A 23,839-nucleotide genomic window follows, 5' to 3' on the forward strand; every position below is an offset into this window, starting at 1 on the left:
AACGCCGCTCGTGCATCTCCTGCGGAGCGCCTTGAAGGTCGGCTCGCAACCGCCATGGGCGGGCTCGCACATGCGTTGATGCCGGGCGCTCGATACCGGGTGTGAGCCCAGGCCGCGCGAGCGCGGGGCGGGGGATTGCAGGCCGTGAGTGGAGGCTCCGACATCTCGCCCGATCCCCGGATTCCCACCTGGGCTATGCTCTCGCCGTGCTCGCCATCGAAGCCGCCGCGCTCCGCAAGACCTACGCGGGTCTCTTCCGGCGGGAGGGCCAACAGGCCCTGGCCGGCCTCGATCTCGCCGTCCCCCGCGGCGCCGCGTTCGGCCTGCTCGGCCCCAACGGCGCCGGCAAGACCACCTTCATCAAGACCCTCCTCGGCGTCGTCCGTCCCACCTCCGGCGTCGTCCGCGTCCTCGGCGGCGCCCCCGAGGACCGCGCCGTCCGCGCCCGCATCGGCTATCTCCCCGAGCGCCTTCACCTCCCGCACGCCTGGACGCCGGTCGCCTTTCTCGCCAGCGTCGCCCGGCTCAAGCGCCTCTCGATGACCGAGGCCGCGCTCCTTCGGGACCTCGCCCGCGTCGGGCTCGTCGACAGCGCCCAGCGCCGTATCGGCGGCTTCTCGAAGGGCATGAAGCAGCGCCTCGGCCTCGCCGCGGCGCTCCTCGGCGCGCCCGACCTCCTCGTCCTCGATGAGCCCACCGACGGCATCGACCCCCTCGGCCGCGCCGAGATCCGCCGCCTCCTCACCGAGGAGCGCGCCCGCGGCGTCACCCTCTTCCTCAACTCGCACCTGCTCTCCGAGACCGAGCGCGTCTGCGACCGCATCGGCATCCTCGCCGGCGGCCGCCTCATCCGCGAAGGCGCCCTGGAGGCCCTCTGCGGCAGCGCCACGCGCTTCCGCGTCCGCTTCGCGCCCGGCTGCGATCCGACCGCGCTCCTCCCGCTCGGCTTCGTCGCCCGCGACGCCGAGGGCGCCTTCACCTGCGACGCCGCGAGCCCCGAGGACCTCAACGCCCTGCTCGACCGCGCCCGCGCCCGGGGCGCCCTGCTCGTCGAGCTCGCCCGGGACATGCGCGACCTCGAGGACGTCCTCGCCGAGGCCCTCGGCGCGCGGGACGGGCCCGAGGCCGCCGCCGCGGGCGGGGGTGGGCCCGGCGACGGACCGAGCGACGGCCCCGGCGGCGGCGACGGCCCCGGCGGCGGCGCCGGCCCCGCGCGCGCTCCCGCCCGCTCCGCCGGAGCTTCGCCGTGACGACCGTCCTCGCCGTCGCGCTCGACCTCATCCGCGAGGCGGCCTCGCGCAGGTGGTTCCTCGCCCTCGGCGCCGGCATCACCCTCCTGCTCGGCGTCGCCGGTTTCACCCTGCGCATGGACGTCGTCGACGGCGCCCTCGCCGCCACGCGCCTCTTCGGCCAGGTCGTCCCCACCGACATCCGCTCGGTCGACGTCGCCCTCCGGCCCATCTTCCGGGCGGCGGCGTATGTCATCTTCTACGGCGGCCTCGGCTTCGGCGTCCTCGCCTGCGCCGACTTCGCCCCGAGCCTGCTCGCGCCCGGCCGCATCGAGCATCTCCTCGCGCTCCCCGTCCAGCGCTGGGAGCTGCTCGCCGGCACCTTCCTCGGCGTGCTCGGCCTCGCCATGGCCGGCGCGCTCTACGGCGCGGGCGGCCTCACGCTCCTGCTCGCCGTGAAGACAGGCGTCTGGACCTTGCGCCCGGTCCTCGCCGCCCTGCTCGCGAGCGTCACCTTCGCCGCCCTCTACGGCGGCATGCTCGCGGCCTCCGTGTTCGCGCGCAGCGCCGCGCTCTCCGCCGCGACGGGCGGCGCCCTCTTCCTCGCGGGCATCGTCGCCGGCTACCGCGAGCGCCTCGCGACCTTCTTCGAGCCCGGCGCCCCCCGCGCGCTCTTCCGCGCCGTCACCTCGCTCCTGCCGCGCGTCTCCACGCTGGCCGACACCTCCGCCGATCTCGCCGCCTCGGCGCCCGTCGAGGCGCTCGACCTCGCGAGTCAGCTCGCCGGGATCGCCGTCTTCGGCCTCGCCGCCGTCGCCTTCGGCATCTGGCGATTCGAGCAGAAGGATTTTTGAGCACCATGCGTCATCGAGCCTGGCTCCTCGCTGCGGTCGTCCTCCTTGGCCTCGCCGCGTGGCTCATGGCGCGTGGCGACGACAAGGCCACGTCCGCGAAGAAGCCGCGCGTGGAGTTCCCGCGCCACCCGCGCGGCCCCGAGGTCGAGCGCAGCCAGCGCCGCCGCACGCTGCCGCTGCCGCGGGCGGCGGATCCGAGCCAGGAGCAAAAGCTCAGGCGCGACCCCCTGCTGACGGCGCTGCCGACGGACAAGGCCACATCGGTGGTCGTCTTCGAGGCGAGCGCCCTCAAGGAGTCGCCGGCGGGCAAGCTCTGGCTCGACTGCATGCTCGCCAACCTCGACATGGATAGTTTCGAGGAGCTCGAGGACGAGCTCGGGATCGACGTGCTCGAGGACATCGACCGGATCGCGGCGTCGTCGGGGGCCCTCGTGGTGGTTTCGGGCGAGTTCCCGTCGGCGCGCCTGGACTCGCTGCGGGGGGGCCGCCGCGCGTACGGCGCGAGAGGGGTGCTGTTCGAGGAGGAGGGTCGCTCGCCTGTGCTCGGCCGCTGGGGTGACGGCCTCCTGTTCGTCGGCAAGGACGCGCAGGCGATCGAGGCCGCGATCGACCGGCTCGAGGACAAGGTGGCGCCTGCGCCGCCGGTGATCCCGGAGTGGGCGAGCTACGGGGATGCGTACGGGGTGCTCTCGGCCGACGATGTGGCGGAGCTCCTCGAGGGGAGCGCGCCGGACATCGCCGAGCGTTTGCGCGGCGCGGTGAGCCAGGTGGAGCTGCACGTCGACGCGTCGGAGGACGTCGCGATCGTGGCCGAGGTGACGGGGCCCATGGCGGCCGACGTGGACGATCTCGGCAAGACGCTCGGGACCGCGCTCTCGCTGGGCCGGCTGAAGGCGCAGGCGGACGGCGAGGAGCAGCTCGCCGAGCTGCTGGATCTGGCGAGCGTGAGCCCGCGCAACGGCCGCTTCTCGCTGGATCTCGCGCTGCCGCTGCCGATGATCCAGAACGTGCTGGGCCGCTGCCGGGAGCGCCGGAAGGACGGCGAGGCGCCGGGCGAGGAGGCGACGGGAGGGGAGGGGGGAGCGGCGCGGTGAGGGCACCCTGACGCCTGGGTCGCGAGCCGGCGAGCCGGCGTTGTTCAGCCAGCGCCCCGATCGCGATCACGGGCCGAGCGCATCCAGGGCGGTTCGTGAAGATCGCCTTCGTCGCCGGCGTCGCCGAGCCGCGACCTGGCGAGCGCGATGGCCCGCATATTCGCAGGCACCTCGCGGAGGTAGCGCTCGCGCGCGCCGTCCTCGAGGATCTCCGCGGCGCAGGCGCGGAGTCGAGACACGCACTTCCCGAGCTCCTCGTCTCCCCGCGCCCCCTCGCCGGATGCATAGCAGGACTCCGCGAGCAAGAGGCGCAGCTCGACCTCGCAGGCGCCGCCGATCTCCTCCAGGATCTGCACGCCGAGCGCCGCGGCTCGCTGCGCGTCCGCCGCGCGCCCCCGCGCGAGCAGCACCGCGCTCAGGGTCGTGAGCGCGAAGAGCCGGTAAGGGCGGAAGACCGCGAGCAGTTCGCACGCTCTCTGCGCGTGCGCCTCGGCCTGCTCCAGGTCGTCGTCCCTCGCCTCGACCCGCGCGATCACGTTGTGGGCCACGCCGAGGTGCAGCTGGTTCGGGTTGGCCGACGTCACCCACGCCAGCGCCAGGGCGCGCGCCTCCTGTCGATGGGACGCGCACGCGCTGTCAGCGAGCACATGGATCAGGTGAATCTTGGCGAACGCCATCGGGAAGAGCTGCCCGACCTGCTCCGTGATGCGGCAGCACTCCCGCAGCGTCGTCTCGGCGCCGGCGCGCTCGCCCAGCTCCGCCTGGGCGAGCGCCGCGATCACGAGCGCCGCGACCGAGTTGCGGTGATCGCCGGCCTGACGGAACGCCGCTATGCCCTCCTGGGTCACCCGCTGTACCTGCCAGAGCCCGAGGCCGAAGAAGAACGTGTAGGCGCCGTGCACGGTGCACAACCACCCTCGCGTGACCGGGGCCTCCTCGGCGCCGGCCGCCCTCATTCTCTCGAGGAACAGCGCCGCCTCCGCGCGCCATCCGATCCATGTCGCCATCGCGCTCAGGAACCCGGCCGCCTCGACGTAGGCCGTCGTCGCGCCCGGCTCAGGGGTCGTCTCCAGCATCAGCCGGCTGAGCTCCATCACGTCGTCCAGCTTTCCGAGCTGAGCGCTGGCCAGGGTGAGGCTCGCTATCAGCTTGCACGCTTGATAGCTGCCTGCCGGCAACTGCGACAGGATGGGCATGCCGATGGTGCACGCTCCGACGACGTCATCCATCCAGAAGGCGGCGGACGCCTGGAGCGCGCGCAGGATGCTCAACGCCTGGCCGATCGCGCCGCAGGCGACGCCCTGCGCGACGCAGCGCAGCCCGCCCTGCAGGTCGTGGCGCTCGAAGAGCCGCTCCGCCGCCCGGATGTAGAAGCGAACGGCGGAGTCGGCCTGCCCCCCGAGATGATAGTGCTCGGCGAGCACGAGCGGATCCGGCTCGCCCATCTCTTCCAGGTACGCGCCCGCCCGCTGATGAATGAGCGGAACATCGTGCGCGAGCAGCAGGCCATAGGCTGCGTCACGCACGAGCACGTGACGGAATCGATACTCGACCTCGGAGGGGAAACGGCTGTGGTGCTGTCGCTCGATCACCTCCAGCTGCACGAGATCATCCAGCGAGCGGTCGAGATCTTCCTCGCTCGAGACGTCGGAGATGAGGGCCCGGATCCCCCGCGCCCAGAACGTCCGGCCGAACACGCTGGCCGCGAGGACGGCCTGGCGCGTGACGGGCGTGAGGTGCAGGATGCGCGCCTGCAGCATGGCCAGCACCGTGTCCGGCAGGACGCCCCGCTTGCCTTCGGCCGTCGCCCGGATCAGCTCCTCCAGGTAAAGAGCGTTGCCAGCTGCCTGCTCGACGATGCTGGCCAGCACGGGCTCCTCGACCTCGCGCCCGAGCACCAGCCGGACGAGCTGTCTGCTGGCCTTCCTGCTGAGCTCACGGAGCGGGATCTCCTGCGCATGGCCGCCCCACAGCTCGGGGAACCGCTCCTTGACCTCGGGTCGAGCCAGCGCGAGCACCACGCACGGCCGCTCGCTCAAGCCGCGGAGCAGCTCGCCCACGAGCTCGACGGTGAGGGCGTCTCCCCAGTGCAGGTCCTCGAGCACGAGGAGCACCGGATGCGCCGCGCACTCCGCCTCGAAGAAGGTCAGGACCGCCTGGCTCATCCGGTCCTTCATGAGCCTCGGGTCGCCCCGGGCGGCGAGCAGGCGGGCGCTCGGCTCGTCGGTGGACTCGACGTCGCACAGCTCCCCCATGAACTCGACGACCTCCTGCGCGTCGGCCGGAGCCAGGTGGCGTGCGACGCGGCGGCGGAGCTTGTCCCTGCGCGTACCGGTGTCTTCCCCGCGGACGAACCCGCAGAGCGTCTGGACGGCCTGGCTGAGCAACCCGTGCGGAGAGCCCACGCCCATCGGGTCCCCGCGCCCGATCAGGATGAGGACCTCGTCCTCTCGCCGGGCCACGCGGCGCACGAACTCATGACGCAGCCGCGATTTGCCGAGCCCCGCCTCCCCGGTCACCAGCACGGCGCGCGCGGACGGCCCGTCCACGCACGCGGCGAGCGCGAGCTCCAGCGTGGCGAGCTCTTGCTCCCTCCCGACACAGGGGGTGGGCTTGCCAAGGAGCGGGTGAGACTCGTCCACGTGGAGCTGCTCGCCATGGAGCAGGACCGCCCCGGCGTCCGCCTGGCTCGTCCGGAAGCGCGCGCCGAGGAGGCCCGCCGTGACCTCGTCGAGCACGATCTGCGCGCGAAACCCTGCGCGCTCCGGCCGGAGCTCGGAGAGGAGCTGTCCCGCGCGGTCCATCGCTTCGCCCATCGGGAGCTGTCCGCTCACGACGCCGCGGCCCGTCGAGACGGCGACCGAGGCCTCCGGCCAGAGCTCCTTGACCATCAGCGCGCAGCGCGCCGCCGATACCGCCTGATCGGTGGCGACCCCGCGGCGCGGGAGGAGCGTCGCCACGAGCGAGCCGTCCGCGAGGGCCTTGAGGTCCGCGCCGCGTGCGGCGAGGCCCGCGCGCATCGCCTTGAGCTCGAACCCGGGCGCCGTCGGCATGTCGAGGGCGCCCGGTGACCCGCCGGGGCACGGCCTCAGGACGGACGCCAGCATGACGCTGACGAGCTGCTGCTCCGCGAGCGCGCGCCTCCCTGCGGCGGGGGGCGCCGCGAGCGTCGTGCCCCCGAGGTCGCCCAGGGGCAGGGCGTCGAGCGCCGCGGCGAGCGCCGCGGCGTCCCCGGGCCGCTCCGCAGGGGCCTTTGCCAGCATGCTGCGGAGGAGCCCGAGCAGCGCCGGAGCGACCGCGTCCCATGTGCCCTGAACCATCGTGGGCTCGGCGTACAGGATCTTGGCCAGGACAGCCACGAGGTGCGGCGCTGTGAACGGCGGCTGACCGGCCAGGCACTCGTAAAGAACGCATCCGAGCGCGAAGATGTCGGCGGCGGGCGTGAGCTCGTGATGCGCGGCGGCCTGCTCGGGCGCCATGTACCCGGGTGTACCAAGGATCACGCCGGTGCCGGTGATACGACGCGAGAACGCCGCGTGATGAGCGATGCCGAAATCGAGGAGGACGACATCGTCTATCCTGCCGTCGCGAAGGAAGATGTTGGAAGGCTTGATGTCGCGGTGCACGACGCCTGTTCGATGCGCGGCCGAGAGGGCGTGCGCGGCCCCGCGGATCAGCGCGACGCTCTCGGCGCTGGTCAGCGGCTGCCGCGCGAGGCGCTGTGATAGATCCTCGCCTTCGAGCCACTCCATGGCGAGGAAAGGCCGATTGTCCTCCGCGAGGCCGTAGGTCACATAAGCGACGATGCCCGGGGCGCGCAGGTCGGCGAGCAGCGCGGCCTCGCGCGCGAACCGCCGTGCGGTCTGCGGGTCGGCGACGCTCGCGTGGAGGAGCTTGAGCGCGACGCGCTGGCCCGTGAGAGAGTCCCGCGCGCGGAACACCACACCCATGCCGCCTTCCCCTGCAACCGTCTCGATCTCAAACCGGTCCGCGACGCGCGTTCCTGGAGCAGGCAGCACGGCCATAGTAGAGACAACTCCGGTTCGGCGGGTGAGCCGGAGTAGCCTACGGGATGATACGTCGGACAGCAAGATCGAACGCCCCGATGAGACGGCGCTCATGGCCGCTCTCATGGGCGAGCCACAACGGCGCACGGCCTCCGCCTCGCGATGTCACGCGTGCGGCCGCGTGATCGCCCAGGCGATCTCGCGGCCGTCCATGGGGGAGGCGCGGCGCCATGTCGCTGCTCGGGCCTGGTCTCGATCCGTCGAACAGGCGTTGTTCAGCCAGGGCGATGCGCGCCGCGCGCGGGTGGAGGGAGGATGGGGTGGAGTCCAGGGTGGCGGCGCGAGAACAGCTACTCCACGGTGGGCTCCAGGAGAGGCTCGCCGCCCGGCGCGCCCGGCTCCGTGCTCGCGCCGTCGTCGTCGCCACCCCCCGCGTTGTTCTTCCCCGCCCCCGGCTTGCGCCCGCCGCCCCGCGCGAACAGCGACGGCGCGATCGCGTCGGCGTCGCCCTCCTTCCAGCGCAGGTACGACACCGCGCGTCGGCATGCATCGTAGGCGTTCACGAGCAGCGTGAACGCCCGCGCGCGCCGCTCGGCCGCGTCGCCTGCCTTCGGCGCCGGCAGGCCCGGGTGCTGGCGGGCCCCGAGCGCGACGAGCAGCTCCGGCCCGAGCTGGGAGGCGCGCTCCACGTCTCTCCACTCGACCGTGGTCCTGTTCTTCACGGCGTCCCAGACCTCGCTGAAGAGCGCCGCGAGCGCGACGAGGTCGTTGGCGGTGTCGAGGTGCCCCTGACCTCTGCGGATCTCGGCCACCCGCGGCGCGTCGACGATCCCCTTGTGCGCCAGCGCCTCCGCCGCGACGAGCAGGTCCTCGCGCAGCGGCGCCGCCTCGTCGACGAGCCGCTTGAGCGCGTCCTGCCCGACCGAGGCCGGCAGCGCGAGCAGGTGCGCATACCAGGCGGCGAGCGCGTACGTCTGGAGCTTGTCGAGCTGGCTCAGAGGGTGCCTGGGGAGCTCCTCCACGAACCGCGGGCGCAGCGCCTGAAGGTGCGGGACGGCCCCGATGGCCACGGAGACGGCGCGGGGAATATCGACGTTGATTGGCACCACCTCGCCGACGTCGTCGAGCTCTGGCTCGACGAGCGCGAACGCCTTGGCCGCCTCGCTCGGCGCGCCAGGCCTGGCGGGTACAGATTTCTTCGTGCTCGGCTTGGATCTCGGCATCAGCTTCTCCCTCGCAAGGTGAGCGGGCACCCGTCGGTGCCGTGATGAACCACAGCGGACGGGTGGTATCGCGATCGCCCTCAGACGATGCCTCAGGAGGAATCAACAGCCATGCCAGCGCGACGAGGTCGGCTGTCGATGTCCGGCAGCGGATGAGGCTGGAACAGCTCGCCATCGCCGAGACGTACGCGCGCCGAGGGGGGCGCGGGACGCGACGCACCTTGCGCTGCTGCGCAAGCGCTTGCGCGCAACGGCTTGCGGTCGCACCGAGCCGCGCGCGCGCCTGCGATGACGGTGGTGGAGGGCGGTAGAGCCGCCTCCGGACCGTCGACTGGGGCCTGGAGGGGCGGTTGAACCGCCTCCGGAGCACCGATCTCGGCGCCGGAGGGGCGGTTGAACCGCCCCCTGGGCACCGATCTCGGCCCCGGCGGGGCAATTGAACCGCCTCCGGAGCACCGATCGGGGTCTTGGATGAGCGGTCGAACCGCCTTCGGAGCACCGATCTCGGCGCCGGAGAGGCGGTCGTACCGCCCTCGGAGCGCCGTCACCGCATGCGCACGCGCGGCTCGGTGGTGCGAGCGTGAGCCCCCGCGCCTTCCCCCTGGCGCGCCCCGACGCGGAGCGCTAGCTTGCTTACCTGGGTGCGCAGGGGCGCCCTCCCCGCCGGAAAGAAGCCTTTCACCCTGCACGCGACGAACGCGGGTCACCTCGCACCGTCATGACCACGTCGACATCCTCGGGCCGAGGGAGCGGGTAGCGGCCGATTCGAGAGGAGACGTCCATGATGGATCCCGTTCGGGAGCTGAAGATCCGCGCCGAGCTGCTGCACAAGCGGCTCGCATCGAACGACGCCGGGGCGCTGGCGCGCCTGCGCGCGCTGCCCGAGCTCGGGCGCGCCGACGAGGCCGCGCTCGCCGCGGCCGTTCCCGGGTTGCGCCGGAAGCACTGCCTCGCTGTGGTCGCACGCGAGTGCGGCTTCTCGAGCTGGGAGCGCGCCCGCCTCGCCCTCGCCGGAGAGCCCGGCGCGCCGGAGCTCGGGACATTGCTCTACGGAGGGCATGGCGGCGTGCTGCACCACTGGTTCGCGACCCACGTCGAGGCGCGCGCCCACGTCGAGGCGCTCCCCGAGGCGCCGCGCAGCTATCTTCTCACGTACAAGCACCACTTCTTCGTCGCCGATCGCGCGTTCGTCGCGTCGCTCGGGCTCGACCCCGACGACCCGGACTGGCAGGCGATCGGATGGGACTGGGCACAGCCCGCCGACCTCGCCGCGCGGAGCCGTCTCTACGCGAAGCGGCTCGCCTCGACGCGGGGGACGGCATGAGCGCCCCGGAGATGCACCCGGACCTCACCGCCACGCTCGCGGCCGCGTTCCCCGGGCGCCCGGTCGAGGATGTGACCCCGCTCTCGGGCGGGTTCTCCGGCGCCGCGCTGCTCGCGTTCGTCGTCGACGGCGCGCCGTACGTCGCGAAGCGCTTCCCGCTCGATCCGAGCGACCCGGAGCGGGTCGCCCGCGAGATCGCGTGCATGCGCGTCGCGTCCGAGCGCGGCGTCGCCCCGCGCCTGCACCACGCGGACGCGCGGACAGGCGTGACGATCATGGACCGTATCGCGGGGACGCCGCTCCGCCCGACGGGCGACCCGACGCTGCTCGAGCGGGTCGCGACGACGTTGCGGCGGCTCCACGACGGTCCCCCGTTCCCGCGCAGCCCGTCGCGCATGGACTTCCTGCGCTCCCTCGACGCGCAGTGCGCCGCGCTCGCAGGCGTGGGCCTCCCGGCGGAGCTCGTCCGCACCGTCGACGAGCTCGAGCGGGTGAGCGCGCCCCACGCGCACGCGGCCCCGTGTCACCGCGACCTCAACCCGAACAACGTGCTCGTGACGGCCGACCGCGTGTACCTCGTCGACTGGACCACCGCAGGCGCGGGCGACCCGTTCGTCGATCTCGCGCAGCTCGGCATCTTCGCGTACCCGCGGCCCGAGCAGCGCGAGGCCCTGCTCGAGGCGTACCTCGGAAGGCTCGCGGGCGACGACGAGCGCGCGCGGTCACGCGTCGCGCGCGCCATCGCCCTCGCCTTCTACGCCGCGGGCTTCTTCTTCGGGGGAGCCCGCCTCGGCGGGCCGCCTCCCGCGGACGAGGAGCCCCGCCCGCTCGCGGAGGTCCTCGCCGCGTTCGGCGCCGCGCCGGAGCGCACACACCCCGGCACCGTCGCCGCCGCCCTCCTGCGCGAGGTGCGCCGGGAAGCACAGGACGTCTTGCGCGGCCGGCCATTGCGCCCATGAGCTACATCGACGGCTTCGTTGCTCCGGTACCCATGGGCAAGAAGGCAGCCTATCGCGAGCTCTGCGTGAAAGCCGGCCAGCTCTTCAAGAAGTAGGGTGCGACGCGCATCGTCGAGTGCTGGGGCGACGACGTCCCAGACGGCAAGATCACCGACTTCAAGGGCGCAGTGAAGGCCGAGGCAGGCGAGACCATCGTGTTCCCCTGGATCGTGTGGCCATCCAAGGGCGTGCTCGCGGCCCATCCCGGCACCGAGCACGTTCCGGCGAAGGTGCGCGCCTTTGTCTAGCTCGGTCGTGCTTTCCACAACCAGCGCCGATGTGGGCGATCGAGGTGAATCACGGAAACCTGGGGTGAAGGAACATCGCTACGCAGGTTGCGACCAAGAGTGCGCTGAAGGGTCGTCGCGCGCGAGGCGCGGCAAGCGGCGAACGCCCCCGCCGGCGGCGCACGCGCTGCGCTGCTTCGATCGCCACGGGCCCTGCTTCTTTGATATACAGTCCCGGACAGAACCGAGGGACTGGATGAGCCGTGATACAGATTACAAGGATGTCGCTGAGGAGCACGAGCGCCTGAGGCAGCGTATCCGGGAGCTGGAGCAGGTCGAGGCGGAGCGGGATCACCTCCGGGAGGCGCTCCGCCGGAGCGAGGAGCATGTGCGCCTCTTTGTCGCCTACACACCGGCCGCGTTTGCCATGTTCGATCGGGAGATGCGCTACGTCATGGCCAGTCACCGCTACCTGGCGGAGTTCGGCCTGGGTGATCAAGAGATCATCGGCCGGTGCCATTACGAGGTCTTTCCCGACGTCCCCGAGCACTGGAAGGCGATCCATCAGCGCTGCCTCGCAGGGGCCTCGGAAGGGAATGATGAGGAGCCCTTCCCGCGGGCTGACGGGCACGTCGAATGGGGAATGTGGAAGATCTTCCCGTGGCACACCTCGACCGGCGAGATCGGCGGGATCATGCTGTTCACGGAGGTGATCACGAAGCGAAAGCAGCTCGAGGATACGCTCCGGATGCAGGCGAAGACGCTCATGGAGCTGTCGGCGCCCATCGTGCCCATCAGCCAGGGCGTCCTCGTGCTGCCGCTGGTGGGCGTGCTGGACGCGGGGCGGGCGCAGCAGATGATGGAGAACCTGCTGGGCAAGGTGGTCGAGCGGCAAGCGCGGGTGGCGATCATCGACGTCACGGGCGTGCCGCACATCGACACGGGCTCGGCGAACGCCCTGTTGCAAGTGGCGCGGGCGGTCCGGTTGCTCGGGGCGCAGGTCGTCCTGACCGGCATCCGGCCCGAGGTGTCCCAGGCCATCGTCGGCCTCGACATCGACCTCGCCGGCATCGTGACCCGCCGCGATCTGCAGAGCGGGATCGCGTTCGCGGCCACGGCGAACCTGTCCGCATCGTCGCCGCGATGAGCCGCACCGGCCTCGCCGCAGCGGCGGAGGCCGGCGCGGGTCAGGAGCGCGACGCGGGGGTCGGCCGGGGGCGAGCCGGCGTGCGGGGGCGAGCCCTCGCGGCCCGGGTCTTCGTCCCGAGGGCCTCGCGCACCGTCGTGGCCGTGGCGGCCTGCGCGATCCACCGGTCGAGCTTCGCCGCGTCGGTGCAGGCCCGGATACGCGCTTCGTCGTCCTGCGAGGGCGAGAGCCCGCGCGCCCGCAGCAGCGTCAGCAGCGCCTCTTGCCGGCCCTTGGCCTCGCCCTCGGCCCGGCCCTCGGCCCGGCCCTTCTTCCGCCCCTGCGCTTCGAGGAAGAGACGCAGCTTCCTGGCAGCGGGTGTTTCCGGGATCTTGTCGGGGTTCATCGAGGCCTCCCTGAGGAGCTCCAGCATCTTCTCGCTGAGCACGGAAAGGATCGCACGCTGCTGGGCCCGTCGCAACGCGCACGCCGGTGAGCTTGGAGACGAGCGCGCCGAGCAACCCCGGCTGCTCTCGCAATGCGACGATCAGGACCTCGTGCGGTGTGCTCGGCACGACGCCTGACTACGCCGAGAGGATGGTGACCGGCCAAGTTCCGCTCGTCGCCCAGGCCCACATCCCTGCAGCGCGTCGGGGTCACGCAGAAACCGAAATGGGCGCATCGAGCGGCGCGGAATCAATCAATCCTTCCCCGTTGCGCCTGCCTCACAGCAACCCGGTTGAGCGAGCCGCAGCGGCCGCAAGGGTAGATAGCCATGCTCCTCCTCCTTGACGTCGGCGCACGCCGCGGCACCGCGAAGATCTTCGAAGATCTTGGAGCGGCGCCTGCCTTCGCAACCTGGGGCTTTACACTCGGCGATCGGGCTCCAGAGGGACACCATGAAACCCAAGAAAGAGCATGCAGGACCGAGCAACCAGGCTGAGCAGCAGGTGGGCGGCGAGCAGCAGGAGCCGGGAGCGCCGACGCGGCACCTGAACGACGACCCGACGACGCAGGGACCGAGCGATATCGAGGAGATCGCTCGCCAGCAGGGCGCCTCGCAGCGGGGATACACGGCGGATGGGCCGCACGAAGATCGACCAGCGCAGTTCGATCCGGCGCACCCGGGTGGGCGGCCCGAGGGCGATCCGCGCCGCTGACGCGGAGGGCAGGGGCTGCGGCACCCGCGCGCGGCGCGATGGCTGCGGTGAGGGGGCGCGCCGTGCGATGGCCGCGACGCCGGCGATTTGAGCGAGCGGGCTACTGCGGCGGGGCCTCACAGGCCCGCCGCGTCACCTCGTGGCGGTAGTCGAACATCCGCTCCAGCTTGCGCCGGACGAAGCGAGCTCCGCCAAGCCGGCCAATGAGTCCGAGCGGGAGCTCGTACTCCACGCGATCGGTCAGCGTGCAGCCGCCCGAGCCGTCGGGCTCCATGCGGTGGGTGTGGATCCAGCGCTTGAAGGGCCCGCTGCGCTGCGTGTCCTGGAACATCCGGCCCTGCTCGTACTGCGTGTGCTCCGCGACCCAGCGCACCGGGACGGGGCCGATGCGCGCTTCCAGGACCACGCGCGCGCCGACCAGGATGCCGCCGGTCTTCTCCAGGACGCGCGCCCGCTCCCAGGGGGGCGTGAGCCGCTCCAGGGCGTCGGGCTCCTCGTGGAAGGCGAAGACGCGCTCGGGCGGCGCGGCGATGCGCGTGCGCTTCTCGAAGAGGGGCATGGCGCGAGCATGGATCGCGGCCTGCCAGCGCGCCCGCGCCCCGCGCCTCATCGACGAGATCAGAACGTCCACGACCAGGTGACCGTGGCGGGCTCCGGCGTCGGACCGGGCAGCGCGCCTGCGGCATACAGCGCCTCGCTCGGCGCCATCGGGTGGATGGCCGCGATCGCGAAGCCCGTCACGTGGCCCAGGATCATGCCGGCGCCGACGTCCTGCCACGAGTGCGCGCCCGAGCCGATCCGCAGCGCCATCGTCACCACGGTGGCCGCCTCGGCGATGGCGAGCGCGCCGAGGCGCGGCGCGGCGTCGCCTGTCGTGCGCAGCGCGAGGTTGAGGCGCGCGCCCGCGATGGCCGCGACAGGGGTCGTGTGACCCGACGGGAAGGCGTCGAAATCGAGGTCGGTGTCCCCGCATCGATCCGTCCGCCACGAGCGCGGCCGGCACCGGCCCGACAGGCGCTTGATCATGCTCGAGAGGCCGGTCGCCAGCGCCGCCGCCTCGACCTCGATGAGCGACGTCCTGAGCGCCCGCGAGAAGGGGTGGGGGACGCCGGCGCCCGCGAGGTAGCCGCCCTCGAGGGCGTACCCGCTGCCGAGGACGAGCAGCGTGCCCACCGCGGCGCCGGTGATGTCGCTGGCGAGGCCGAGGGTCTCGTCGCGCTCGACGCTGGAGGCGGCGCCCCACGCCGAGCGGCGCTGGGGGAGCAGGTACGTCGCGAGCGAGGCGGTGCAGGCGGCGGCGACGGCCACCTCGCCGGCCGGCGTCCCGAACGCCCAGTCCGGCGCCGCCGGGCCCACCTGCGCGGCGGCTGGCGTGCTCCACGCCAGCGCGCCCACGCAGGCGAGCGGCACCGCGATTCTCACGGCTTCTTCGCTGCAGGGGGAGCCGCGGGCGCGGCGGGCTTGCCGGCCTGGGGCGCCGCGGGCGCGGCGGGCTTGCCGGCCTGGGGCGCCGCGGGCTTGCCGGCCGCCGGCTGTCCGGCCTTCACGCCCGGCGCCTTCTGGACGGTGACCTCACCGAGCTGCAACGCCGGGAGCTGCTCTCCGAGGGCGCCGGCGTCGCCCACCAGGACGACCCGGAGCTGCTCGGGCACGAGGTACTTCTGCGCGACCCGCTGCACGTCCGCGGGCGTGATCCGCTGGATCCTCGCCGGCCGCGTCCCGAACTCGTCGAGCGGCAGATCGTAGACCGCGAGGCTCGCGACCGTCGACGCGGTCGCGTCCGCCGTCTCGAAGCGGGCCGGCAGCTGGCGGATGAGGTTCGCCTTGGCGTCCGCGAGCTCCTCGATCGTGACCGGCTCCCTCCGCATCCGCTCGAGCTCGGCGAGGATCTCCTTCACGGCGGGGCCGGTGTTCTCCCGCACGATGGCGCCGCCCGCGGAGAACGGGCCCGCCCCGTGGCGCATGTCGAAGCCGGAGCGCGCGCCGTAGGTGTAGCCGTGCTTCTCGCGCAGGTTCAGGTTGAGCCGGCTCGAGAACTGCCCGCCGAGGAGGGTGTTCATCACGAGCAGCGCGTCGTAGTCCTTCGTCGCGCGCGACACGCCCGGCAGCGTCACCGTCACGGTCGACTGCGTGAGCCCGGGCCGGTCGACGAGCACGATGCGCGGCGCGCCCGCCGCGACCGCCGGCGGCTCGGCGGGGAGCTCCGCCTTCGCCGGGACGGGCGGCGCGCCGTTCGGGCCCTTCCAGGCGCCGAAGACCCGCTCCACCTCCTTCACCGCGTCGGCCTTGGTGATGTTCCCGGCGATGGCGACGGTCGTCAGCTCCGGCCGGAACTGCGCGGCGTGGAACTTCGCGAGGACGCCCGCCGTGATCTTCTTCAGCGCCGCCTCGGTGCCGAGCAGCGGCGTGCTGTACGGGTGGCCCTCGGGGTAGAGGACCAGGCCCTGGGTGATGGAGAGGAGCGACGCGGGCCGGTCGTTCATCTCGGCGAGCTGGGTGATGCGGCGCGACCGCTCGCGCTCGATCTCGGCCGGCGCGAACGCCGGGTTCATGTACGCGTCGCCGAGCAGCGTGAGCAGCTCGCCGAACCGCGGCGTCAGGCTCTGGCCCTGCACGCCGCCGCCGTCGAAGTTGACCCCGGACGAGGAGTTCGCGCCGAGCTTGCCGAGCGCGTCGCTGAACTGGAGCGCGGTGCGGGTCCTGGTGCCCTGCGTGAGCATCGCGCCCGCGAACGCGCCGACGCCCGGATCGGCCTGGTCGGCGCCGCGGACGGTGGTCACGTCCACCGCGACGATCGGCAGCTCATGCCGCTCCACGACGAGGACGCGGATCCCGTTCGCGAGCTTCGCCTCCTCGATCCGCGGCGGCACGAAGACCACCTCCGGCCCGGGGGGCGGCGACGATTTCCGGAAAGCGTCCGCCGGCGCGGGCGGCTGCGCCGCGGCGGGGGGCGGCGCGGACGGCGCCTTGCCGGTCGCGGCGGGCGGCGCCGGCGGGTTCGAGGCGCAGGCGGCGAGCGCCGCGGCGGCGAGCGAGACGGAGAGAATTCGTTTCATGCGCATGGCTCAACCCCCCTTCGGCGCGGCCGTGCCGGCCGCGGGCTTGTCGACGGCGGGCTTGTCGCCCGCAGGCTTCTTGATGGCCGGCGCGACCGCGGGCCTGGCGGCCGCCGGTGCTGCCGGTGCCGCGGGCGCCGCGGCCGCGGGCTTCGCGCCGGCCGGCGCCGCGGCCTCGGTCTGCTTCACGAGGCGCCCGGCCTTCGGGGCGCCCGGCTTCGGCGTGACGAGGGCGATCACGCGCCTGCCCCGGGGCAGGAGATCCGCGGTCGCCTTCTGCAGGTCGGCGGCCGTGACCCCCTCGTACCTGGCCACGTCCTTCGGGAAGTACCCCGGATCGCCGGCGAGCTGGTTGTAGTTGTTGATGGCGTTCGCGCGGGCGGTCACCTGCTCCATGCTGAAGATCAGATCCGAGAGCAGCTTCGCCCGGGCCCGCTCGTGCTCGTCCTGCGTCGGCGGCGCCTTGCGCAGCTTCTCGAGCTCGGCGTCGATCAGCTTCAGCGCCTGCTCGGGCGACTTGCCCTTCTTCAGCGTGGCCGTGATCTGGAAGGTGCTGGCGAGCTGGCTCGACTGCTGGCCCGCGAACACGTCCTGCGCGATCTGGAGATCGTAGACGAGCTTCTTGTAGAGCCGGCTCGTCTTGCCCGAGGCAAGGACGTTGGCGACGAGGTCGAGCTCCGCGTCGCCGGGCGCGAAGCCCGGCGGCGTCACCCAGCTGATCGTCACGCGGGGCAGCTCCACGTCCGCCTCGATCTCGAGGCGCTTCTCGGTCGCGAGGTCGCCGGGGTCGGGCTTCGACACGACGGGCGGCGGGGCGCCCTTCGCGATGGGGCCGAAGTACTTCTGGATGAGCTCCTTCGCGCTGTCCCGCGCGATGTCGCCCGCCACGACGAGGGTCGCGTTGTTCGGCACGTAGAACGTCCGGAAGAAGGCCTGGACGTCCTGCATCCGCGCGGCGTCGAGGTCCTCGGGCGTGCCGATGGTCAGCAGGTGGTAGGGGTGGCGCTCCGGGAACTGGGCCGCGCGGAGGAACTGCGGCACGAGGCCGTAGGGCGCGTTCTCGTAGTTCTGGCGGCGCTCGTTCTTCACGACGTTGCGCTGGCTCGCGAACGTCTCCTCGTTGGCGTGGTCGAGCAGCCACCCCATCCGGTCGCTCTCCAGCCAGAGCGCGAGCGCGAGCTCGTTGGCCGGGACGGTCTCGAAGTAGTTCGTGCGGTCGGTGTTGGTGGTCCCGTTGCGTTCGCTCGCGCCGGCCCGCTCCAGGTACTTGAAGAACATGTCCTCGCCGACATGCTTCGAGCCCTGGAACATGATGTGCTCGAAGAGGTGCGCGAAGCCGTTCTTGCCTCTCGGCTCGTCCTTGGAGCCGACGTGGTACCAGACGTTGACGGCCACGACGGGCGTGCGGCGATCCTCGTGCAGGATCACCTCGAGCCCGTTCTGGAGCGTGAACTTCTCGACCGGGATCATGACGCTCACGCTGGTCGTGGCCGGCGCTGACGCGGCCGGGGGCGCCGCGGCCGGGGGCGCCGCGGCCGGGGGCGCCGCGTAGGCGGGCAACGTCAGGCCGAGCGCGGCGACGAGCGCGCTCGACAGGGACGAGAGCGCCCGGAGGCGCCTCCGTTCGGACGGATGGTTGGCTCGCATGGCGCGGTTCTACCGCAGATCGCCCGAGGTCGAGCGCAAACTTCGCTCGTGGAAAGGGCGGAGCGCCGCCGCCGGGGGGGGACGCCCGGCGGCGCGCTCTCTCAGCGCAATGGCGTGACGAAGAGCTGGTACGGACCGAAATCCACCGGCGTGCGTCCGCTCACGGTGATGGATCCGAGGCCCCCTCGCGATCGCATCCCGAAGATCGAGGCGTTTGCGCCCTCGGGCGCGCCCGCGCACGCGTTGAGCGCGCTGGAGCACTGGACGTTGACCGGGTCGCAGGCATCGTCCGCGGTCTTCAGCGTCATCGGGAAGTCCGTCAGGCCGCACGAGGACACAAGGAGGGGGACCCCCGGGCACACGGGGACATAGAACGACTGCTCGGGGCTGCGCGGGCCGCACACGGCCGCGGGAGGGATCGGCACCCCGGTGGTGTCGCCGCTGATGAGGCCGCTGCCCGCGACGACCCCGGCCCCCTCGCCGAGGCACGACGGGCGCTGGAACCGGAGGCGCACCAAGCCGCGATCCCCGGGCCTCACGGCCTTGACCACCACCGTGTAGGTCCCGGCCGGGAGCCTGGCCGCGTAGTGCGCGCCCGGCGCGATGGCGCCGCAGCTGCGGGCCGCGCAGCCGACGGGGGCGCCGCCGCACCCGTCGCCCTCGAGCACCGCGAGCACCGTGTCGAGCTCCGATTCGAGGGTCCCGAGGTACACGACCTGCTCGGACGGCAGCGTGAACCGGAAGAACACCTCGCCGCCCTCGCCGCCGCACGAGAGCGCCACGTCCGACGTGTTCTCCGCGGTGATCTCCGCCGTGTAATTCGCCGAGTCCGAGAGCTCCCCCGGCGTCTCGCAGCTGTCGGCGCCCGGGATCGGCGCGCACCCGTCGTCCGGGACCCCGTTGCAGTCCTCGTCGAGCCCGTTGCCGCACACCTCGGGCAACGGGGAGCTGCACGTGCTGCCCCCGCATCCGTTGTCGGGGATCCCGTCGCAGTCCTGGTCCACGAGGTCCCCGCAGATCTCCGGCTCGGGGGCGCAGGTCGTGAACGCCGGGACGTGGACGGGCACCTCGACCACGTTGTTCTCGATCGACTGCTCGGCGATCGCGCCGGTCGGGTTGACGGCGACGCGGAGGATGTACTCCCCCTCGGGCACGTCCGTCACGTCGACCCACTGGCACGGCGTGCCGACGCTGTAGATGTCGGCCCACCCCGCGCTCAGGAAGTTGCACCCCGTGCCCCCCGAGGTCGGCAAGCCCGGCGTCGCCGGGGACTCGAAATCGAGAGGCTCCACGTCCGTCAGGCAGAACGCCTGCTTGTGGCCCTGCGAGACGACCTCGCCGCCCGCGTCGAGCAGCCGGTAATCGGCGAACTCCCTGAAATGGAAGTGCCCGTGGCATTGCGCGTACTCGAAGAGCGGGTTGTCGAACTCGGGGCCCGGGTCGAGGGGGCCGGGCCCTGCGTTCTCGATGCGCCCCTCGAAGTGGAGGAGGTGCCGCCTGCCGGGGCCGCCGACGCACCCTTCCATGATCTCGCACGCGTCCGCGGGGAACGTCTGGTACGCGAACTCGACCGTGTCGACGATGCGCTCCCTGTCCGGGCGCAGGTCGGGCACCATGCAGACGCCGGCCGTGCACGCGTGGCCGTGCGGACAGCACGCGCCGCCGCACATCGCGCCGTCGCAGGCGGGGTAGTCGACGGGCAGGACGAGGGTGTTGTTGTCGAAGCTCGCCTCCGCGAGGGTCCGGTTCGGGTTGACGGTGATCTCGAGCTCGTAGAGCCCGGCCGCCACGCCGGTCACGTCGAGGGCGTTGCACGCGACGGTGCCGGGCTGCTCGACGTGGTCTCCGGGGCCGAGGCCCTGCGCACCGCAGCTGTACTTGCCGCCCCGCATCGCGACGCAGCGCGCGTCGAGCTCGGCCTCGGCGACCGCCGCCTCGCCCTGCTTGAGGCGCGCGCGGAAGAAGCGCGGGACGACGTAGCTGTCCTCGCAAAAATTCGGCTCGAACACGGCGCTCTCCGAGGGCACGCCGAGGTCGAGCGGCACGTCGCCGGCGTTCCTGAGCGAGACGTTGAAGCGCAGGAGCGCCCGCCGGCCGCTCGCGCCGACGCAGCCCTGCATCAGCTCGCACGCGTCCTCGCCCACGCTGATCGAGGCGAACGTGACGGGCGCTCCGCGCTGCGCGGGCTCGAGCACGAGGTCCGCCGCCGCGCAGGCGCCGTCCACGCACGCGGCGCCGGGGCTGCAGCACGCGGTGTCGCCGCAGGCGCGCGCCTCCTCGCACGCGGCGGCGCAGCCCGACGGCTTGCCCTCCGTGTCGATCTGGCACCGCGATCGTTCGGGGCACACGAGGTCCGAGCCAGCGCACCGGACGCCTCCGGCTCCGCCGCTACCGCTGTCTCCTGCTCCGCTCCCGCCCTCTCCCGTGCTGCCGCCTCCTCCCGCGCCCGAGGGCGGCTCGGTCGGCCCGTCGTCGCCGCAGGCGGCGGCCGCCAGAAGCCATGATCCCATCCAGAGCGCTTTGACAAATTTCTTCATGTACACCCTGGTCGGGAGGGCCGATGAGCGGCGCGATCAGGGCGGCGTGCGCCGCTGTGGCAGGCCGCCAAGCAAGCTGCGTAGCCTAGGGGGGCGCGCGGCCGGCGGCAGCAAGTTTCACCGCGCCATCCGCAGGGCGTATACACTCGCCGACATGGCCCTTGTCGTCGTCATCACCGGTGCATCCAGCGGAATCGGTCGGTCGCTCGCGTTCTCCTGGGCGAAGCGCGGGGCGAGCGTTGTGCTGAGCGCGCGCGGGCACGAGGCGCTCGAGCAAGTCGCCGCCGAGGTGCGCGCGGCGGGCGGCGACGCCCTCGCCGTGGCCGGCGACGTGACCGTCGAGGAGGACCGCAAGGCGCTCTGCGAGCGGGCGCTCGGCGCGTACGGCCGGCTGGACGTGCTGGTGAACAACGCCGGGCGCGGCTACTACGCGCCCTCGCTGGAGATCGACCCCGCCGAGCTCGAGGCGATCTACCGGCTCAACGTCGTCGCGCCCGTGCGCCTCGCGCAGCTCGCGATCGAGCCCCTCTCGGCCGCGAAGGGCACGATCGTCATGGTCTCGTCGATCGCGGGGATCGTCGCCGCGCCGCGGATGGGCGCGTACGCCTCGTCGAAGTTCGCGCTGGAGGCGCTCGCGATGTCGCTCCGCGCGGAGCTCGCGTCGCGCGGCGTGCGCGTGCTCGTTGTGCGCCCCGGCCCGGTCGCGACCCCGTTCCACGCGAACGCCGTGGTGACCGACGACAACGTCGGCTACCGCCCGCCGGGCCACAAGCCGCAGAGCCCCGAGGCGGTCGCCGAGGGGATCGTGCGCGCCGTCGAGGCGGGCCGGGACGTCCTGGAGACGAGCCTCTTCGTGAAGACGGCGAGCCTCGCTGCCCGCGTGGCGCCCGGCCCCATGCGCTGGTTCACGAAGCGGATGGCGCGCCGCTCGGGGCTCTGAGCGAGGCGCGCCCCGTCCGCACCCGGAGCGCCGTGCGGGGCGAGCCGCCGGGAAGGCGGGGAGGCGGGCGCTCAGAGCGAGCGCAGGAAGGCGACGACTGCGTCGCGGTCTTCCCTGGGGAGCGCCATGAAGCGCTGCTTCGGGGCCTCGGCCTCGCCGCCGTGCCACAGGATCGCCTCGACGAGATCCCGCGCCCGGCCGTCGTGCAGGAGCTGGGTGTGGCCGTTCACGGCCTCGAGCAGCCCGATGCCCCACAGCGGCGGCGTGCGCCACTCGCGCGGCCCTGCCAGGTGATCGCTCGTCGACGTGTCGGCGAGCTCCTCTCCCAGGTCGTGCAGGAGCAGATCGCTGTACGGATGGATGATCTGATCGCGCAGCTCGACGAACGGGTGATGGCTGCCCGTCTTCATCGAGGGGACATGGCAGCTCGCGCACCCTGCCTGGCTGAACAGCACCTCGCCGCGCTGGACCGCCGGGTCCGCCGTGTCGCGGCGCGGCGGCACGCCGAGCGCGCGCATGTAGGCCGCCATCCTCTCGAGATCCTCGTCGGAGAGCTCCGGGGTCCTGCTCGTGCTGGCCTGGCAGCCGGCCTGCTGCGCGCCGCACTCCTCGACCGGGAACAGGCTCGTCGTCACGCCCATGTCCGCGACAAGCGCGTCGGCGACCTGATGGGGCACGCTCACCTTGCCCGCCTTCCAGCCGAAGCGCCCTAGCCGCAACACCCCCGAGACCGGATCCGGGATCAGGTTCGGACGGCCCGAGATGCCGTCCTGGTTGCAGTCCATCCCGTCCGCGCGCTCGAGCACCGCTTCCTCTGCGATCGCCTCGAGGAGGCCCATGCCCACGACGGGTCGGGCGACGCGGACCGAGTAGCTCGTGATCTGCCCCGCGGAGAGCCCGCTGAAGCGGAACGCGGGCCGGCGCAGGACATACGGCGTGCCATCGGGGAACTGCCCGGGCGCCTCGGTGTAGGCCACGGTGGCCGCGCCCTCGCCGGGGCTCCCGCCCTGCGCCTTGTCCTGCAGCTGCCGGCCGTAGCTCGGATCTGTCGCCGGCTTGCCGTCCGCGCTCGCCCCGGCGCCGAACAGCTTCACCACGGCGGTCGCCATCGCCTCGCCGGGCTCGGGCGGGGCGCCGCGACCGTTGTGGATGTGACAGCCCGCGCACGTGGCCTGGTTCGAGAGCGGCCCCGCCTTGCCAGCGTGCTCGTCGAAGATGGGATTGCCGCCCTCGCTGTGCTCGCCGGTGACGAAATCCGTATGGAACAGGCGGCGCCCCTCGAGAAAGGGCTGGATCGAGCTCTCCTGGATGTTCAGCGCCATCTGCTCGTAATAGAGGTGGGGCTCCTCGTAGATGTACGGGATCGTCCCGTCTCCGCCCGACAGGGCAGCCTCGTTCGGCTCGTCGAACGGCGTCAGCTCGCCGCTGCCGACGCGGTAGCGGAACGTGTCGCTGTAATAGCTGGTCCTCCCCTCGACCGTCTCGGGATCCAGGAACACCCCGAACTCGAACTCGAGCAGATCGCCCTCGCGGATCTCCCTGCCTTCCCTGGCGTTGCGGTCCACGACGAACTCCCAGTGGGTGCTCGTGATGCGGTCCATCCCGTTGTTCGAGTCGAACACGTTGCCTTCGCCCGAGTACCAGCAACGAAAATTGATGGTCTGGGTATTCGACGCGTTCGCGTTCGGGAGCCAGGTGAACTTGACCGTGCTGCCGCCCGCCGGGATCGCGTCCTCGACGATGAACCTGTAGCTGCGGTTCTCGAAATAGAGCGGCTGGAACGGGCTGAACTCCCCCTCTTTCTCGTGGCGTCCGCGCACGCGCCCTGCCGCCGCGAGCGTGATGGTCCCGTCCGCGGCCGTCGTGGTGATCGCCTTGCCGCCCGCGGCCGCGGGGAACAGGGGGGAGATGTCGCCGCTCACGCCGGAGCATTCGCCGGGAGTGACCTCGCCGCCGTCGCAGGTCGCGGCGGGCGGCGCTCCCGACGAGAAGTAGGCGTGGATGGACTCGATATCGGCCGTGTCGATCTTCTGCTCGTCGAAGGGCGGCATGCGGCCCTTGCCTGTGCGCACCTGCGCCGTGAACTCCTCCAGGGAGCCGCCGAAGGCGAACAGATCGGGAAACCCGCCGGTCGGCTTGCCGTGGGCGGTATGGCATCCGCCGCAGTTGAGCGCGAACGCCTGCGGCAGCGCCGGCCCGTCGCTCGCCTCCTCGCAGGGCGCGCCGGGTTGCCCGCCCCCGCCGCCCGGCGTATCCCCCGGCGGCGTATCCCCCGGCGGCGTATCCCCCGCCGGCGACAGGTCGCCCGTGCACCCGAGCCCTGCTGCGCCGGTCGCGAGCAGCCCGAGCACGAGGTGGAGACCCCCAGACACAAATCGACGTGAGCGGCGTTCGATCATCACGCTCGACCTCCGACG

General features: G+C 72.5%; 17 protein-coding genes and 1 pseudogene. 9 read left to right on the plus strand and 9 right to left on the minus strand.

Features of this window, described 5'->3' with window-relative positions; all coding sequences use genetic code 11:
* The first annotated feature begins 206 nt into the window (after positions 1 to 206).
* Genes WME75_RS07260 through WME75_RS07270 form a run of 3 tightly spaced genes read left to right on the plus strand, consistent with a single transcriptional unit; the run spans position 207 to position 3,177 of the window.
* Positions 207 to 1,250, plus strand: a complete 1,044-nt coding sequence (locus WME75_RS07260) for an ABC transporter ATP-binding protein (RefSeq protein WP_437487640.1) — start codon at positions 207 to 209, stop codon at positions 1,248 to 1,250.
* A complete protein-coding gene (locus WME75_RS07265) occupies positions 1,247 to 2,083 on the plus strand; it encodes an ABC transporter permease subunit (RefSeq protein WP_437487642.1) in 837 nt (278 codons plus the stop codon). The genes WME75_RS07260 and WME75_RS07265 overlap by 4 nt, the downstream gene beginning before the upstream one ends.
* 5 nt (positions 2,084 to 2,088) lie before the next feature.
* Positions 2,089 to 3,177 carry a hypothetical protein gene (locus WME75_RS07270; protein ID WP_437487645.1) on the plus strand — a complete coding sequence of 363 codons (1,089 nt, stop codon included), beginning with the start codon at positions 2,089 to 2,091 and terminating at the stop codon, positions 3,175 to 3,177.
* A gap of 44 nt (positions 3,178 to 3,221) precedes the next feature.
* On the opposite strand, the gene WME75_RS07275 is transcribed toward WME75_RS07270, so the two are convergent.
* Both WME75_RS07275 and WME75_RS07280 read right to left on the minus strand, forming a co-directional pair.
* On the minus strand, positions 3,222 to 7,310 hold the full coding sequence (locus WME75_RS07275) for a protein kinase domain-containing protein (protein ID WP_437487647.1): 4,089 nt from the start codon (positions 7,308 to 7,310) through the stop codon (positions 3,222 to 3,224).
* Between the two features lie 224 nt (positions 7,311 to 7,534).
* Positions 7,535 to 8,407 (minus strand): hypothetical protein, encoded by an 873-nt coding sequence (locus WME75_RS07280; RefSeq protein WP_437487650.1) that lies wholly within the window; start codon positions 8,405 to 8,407, stop codon positions 7,535 to 7,537.
* Positions 8,408 to 9,188: 781 nt separating this feature from the next.
* Between WME75_RS07280 and WME75_RS07285 the strand changes: the two genes are divergently transcribed.
* From WME75_RS07285 to WME75_RS07300, 4 genes and pseudogenes are all read left to right on the plus strand, one after another.
* A complete protein-coding gene (locus WME75_RS07285) occupies positions 9,189 to 9,731 on the plus strand; it encodes a hypothetical protein (protein WP_437487653.1) in 543 nt (180 codons plus the stop codon).
* Complete coding sequence (locus WME75_RS07290) at positions 9,728 to 10,690, plus strand: phosphotransferase (protein ID WP_437487656.1); 963 nt, start codon at positions 9,728 to 9,730, stop codon at positions 10,688 to 10,690. Before WME75_RS07285 ends, WME75_RS07290 begins: the two co-directional genes overlap by 4 nt.
* Positions 10,687 to 10,920 (plus strand): annotated as a pseudogene (locus WME75_RS07295) (DUF1428 domain-containing protein); the annotation flags it as partial. The gene WME75_RS07290 and the pseudogene WME75_RS07295, both read left to right, overlap by 4 nt.
* 292 nt (positions 10,921 to 11,212) lie before the next feature.
* On the plus strand, positions 11,213 to 12,103 hold the full coding sequence (locus tag WME75_RS07300; protein ID WP_437487659.1) for an STAS domain-containing protein: 891 nt from the start codon (positions 11,213 to 11,215) through the stop codon (positions 12,101 to 12,103).
* Positions 12,104 to 12,143: 40 nt separating this feature from the next.
* On the opposite strand, the gene WME75_RS07305 is transcribed toward WME75_RS07300, so the two are convergent.
* The gene (locus WME75_RS07305; RefSeq protein ID WP_437487662.1) at positions 12,144 to 12,530 is read right to left on the minus strand and encodes a hypothetical protein; all 387 of its coding nucleotides are present in this window, start codon (positions 12,528 to 12,530) and stop codon (positions 12,144 to 12,146) included.
* Positions 12,531 to 12,981: 451 nt separating this feature from the next.
* On the opposite strand from WME75_RS07305, the gene WME75_RS07310 reads away from it, so the two are divergent.
* Entirely contained in the window at positions 12,982 to 13,242 is a 261-nt protein-coding gene (locus WME75_RS07310; protein ID WP_437487665.1) for a hypothetical protein, read from the plus strand.
* Between the two features lie 100 nt (positions 13,243 to 13,342).
* Here WME75_RS07310 and WME75_RS07315 read toward each other — a convergent pair whose 3' ends face one another.
* From WME75_RS07315 to WME75_RS07335, 5 genes are all read right to left on the minus strand, one after another.
* On the minus strand, positions 13,343 to 13,801 hold the full coding sequence (locus WME75_RS07315; protein ID WP_437487668.1) for an SRPBCC family protein: 459 nt from the start codon (positions 13,799 to 13,801) through the stop codon (positions 13,343 to 13,345).
* A 59-nt stretch (positions 13,802 to 13,860) separates the two neighbouring features.
* Positions 13,861 to 14,664, minus strand: a complete 804-nt coding sequence (locus WME75_RS07320; RefSeq protein ID WP_437487671.1) for a phosphatase PAP2 family protein — start codon at positions 14,662 to 14,664, stop codon at positions 13,861 to 13,863.
* A complete protein-coding gene (locus WME75_RS07325; protein WP_437487673.1) occupies positions 14,661 to 16,298 on the minus strand; it encodes a M16 family metallopeptidase in 1,638 nt (545 codons plus the stop codon). Before WME75_RS07325 ends, WME75_RS07320 begins: the two co-directional genes overlap by 4 nt.
* Before the next feature lie 9 nt (positions 16,299 to 16,307).
* Positions 16,308 to 17,945 (minus strand): M16 family metallopeptidase, encoded by a 1,638-nt coding sequence (locus WME75_RS07330; protein WP_437487676.1) that lies wholly within the window; start codon positions 17,943 to 17,945, stop codon positions 16,308 to 16,310.
* 101 nt (positions 17,946 to 18,046) lie between these two features.
* Positions 18,047 to 20,455: a lysyl oxidase family protein gene (locus WME75_RS07335; protein WP_437487679.1), complete on the minus strand. Its 2,409-nt coding sequence runs from the start codon at positions 20,453 to 20,455 to the stop codon at positions 18,047 to 18,049.
* A gap of 181 nt (positions 20,456 to 20,636) precedes the next feature.
* Between WME75_RS07335 and WME75_RS07340 the strand changes: the two genes are divergently transcribed.
* Positions 20,637 to 21,422 (plus strand): SDR family NAD(P)-dependent oxidoreductase, encoded by a 786-nt coding sequence (locus WME75_RS07340; protein WP_437487682.1) that lies wholly within the window; start codon positions 20,637 to 20,639, stop codon positions 21,420 to 21,422.
* 71 nt (positions 21,423 to 21,493) lie between these two features.
* On the opposite strand, the gene WME75_RS07345 is transcribed toward WME75_RS07340, so the two are convergent.
* A complete protein-coding gene (locus tag WME75_RS07345) occupies positions 21,494 to 23,821 on the minus strand; it encodes a di-heme oxidoredictase family protein (protein ID WP_437487685.1) in 2,328 nt (775 codons plus the stop codon).
* Positions 23,822 to 23,839: the final 18 nt, after the last annotated feature.

This window comes from Sorangium sp. So ce1014, from assembly GCF_051521505.1.
GTDB lineage: Bacteria > Myxococcota_A > Polyangia > Polyangiales > Polyangiaceae > Sorangium.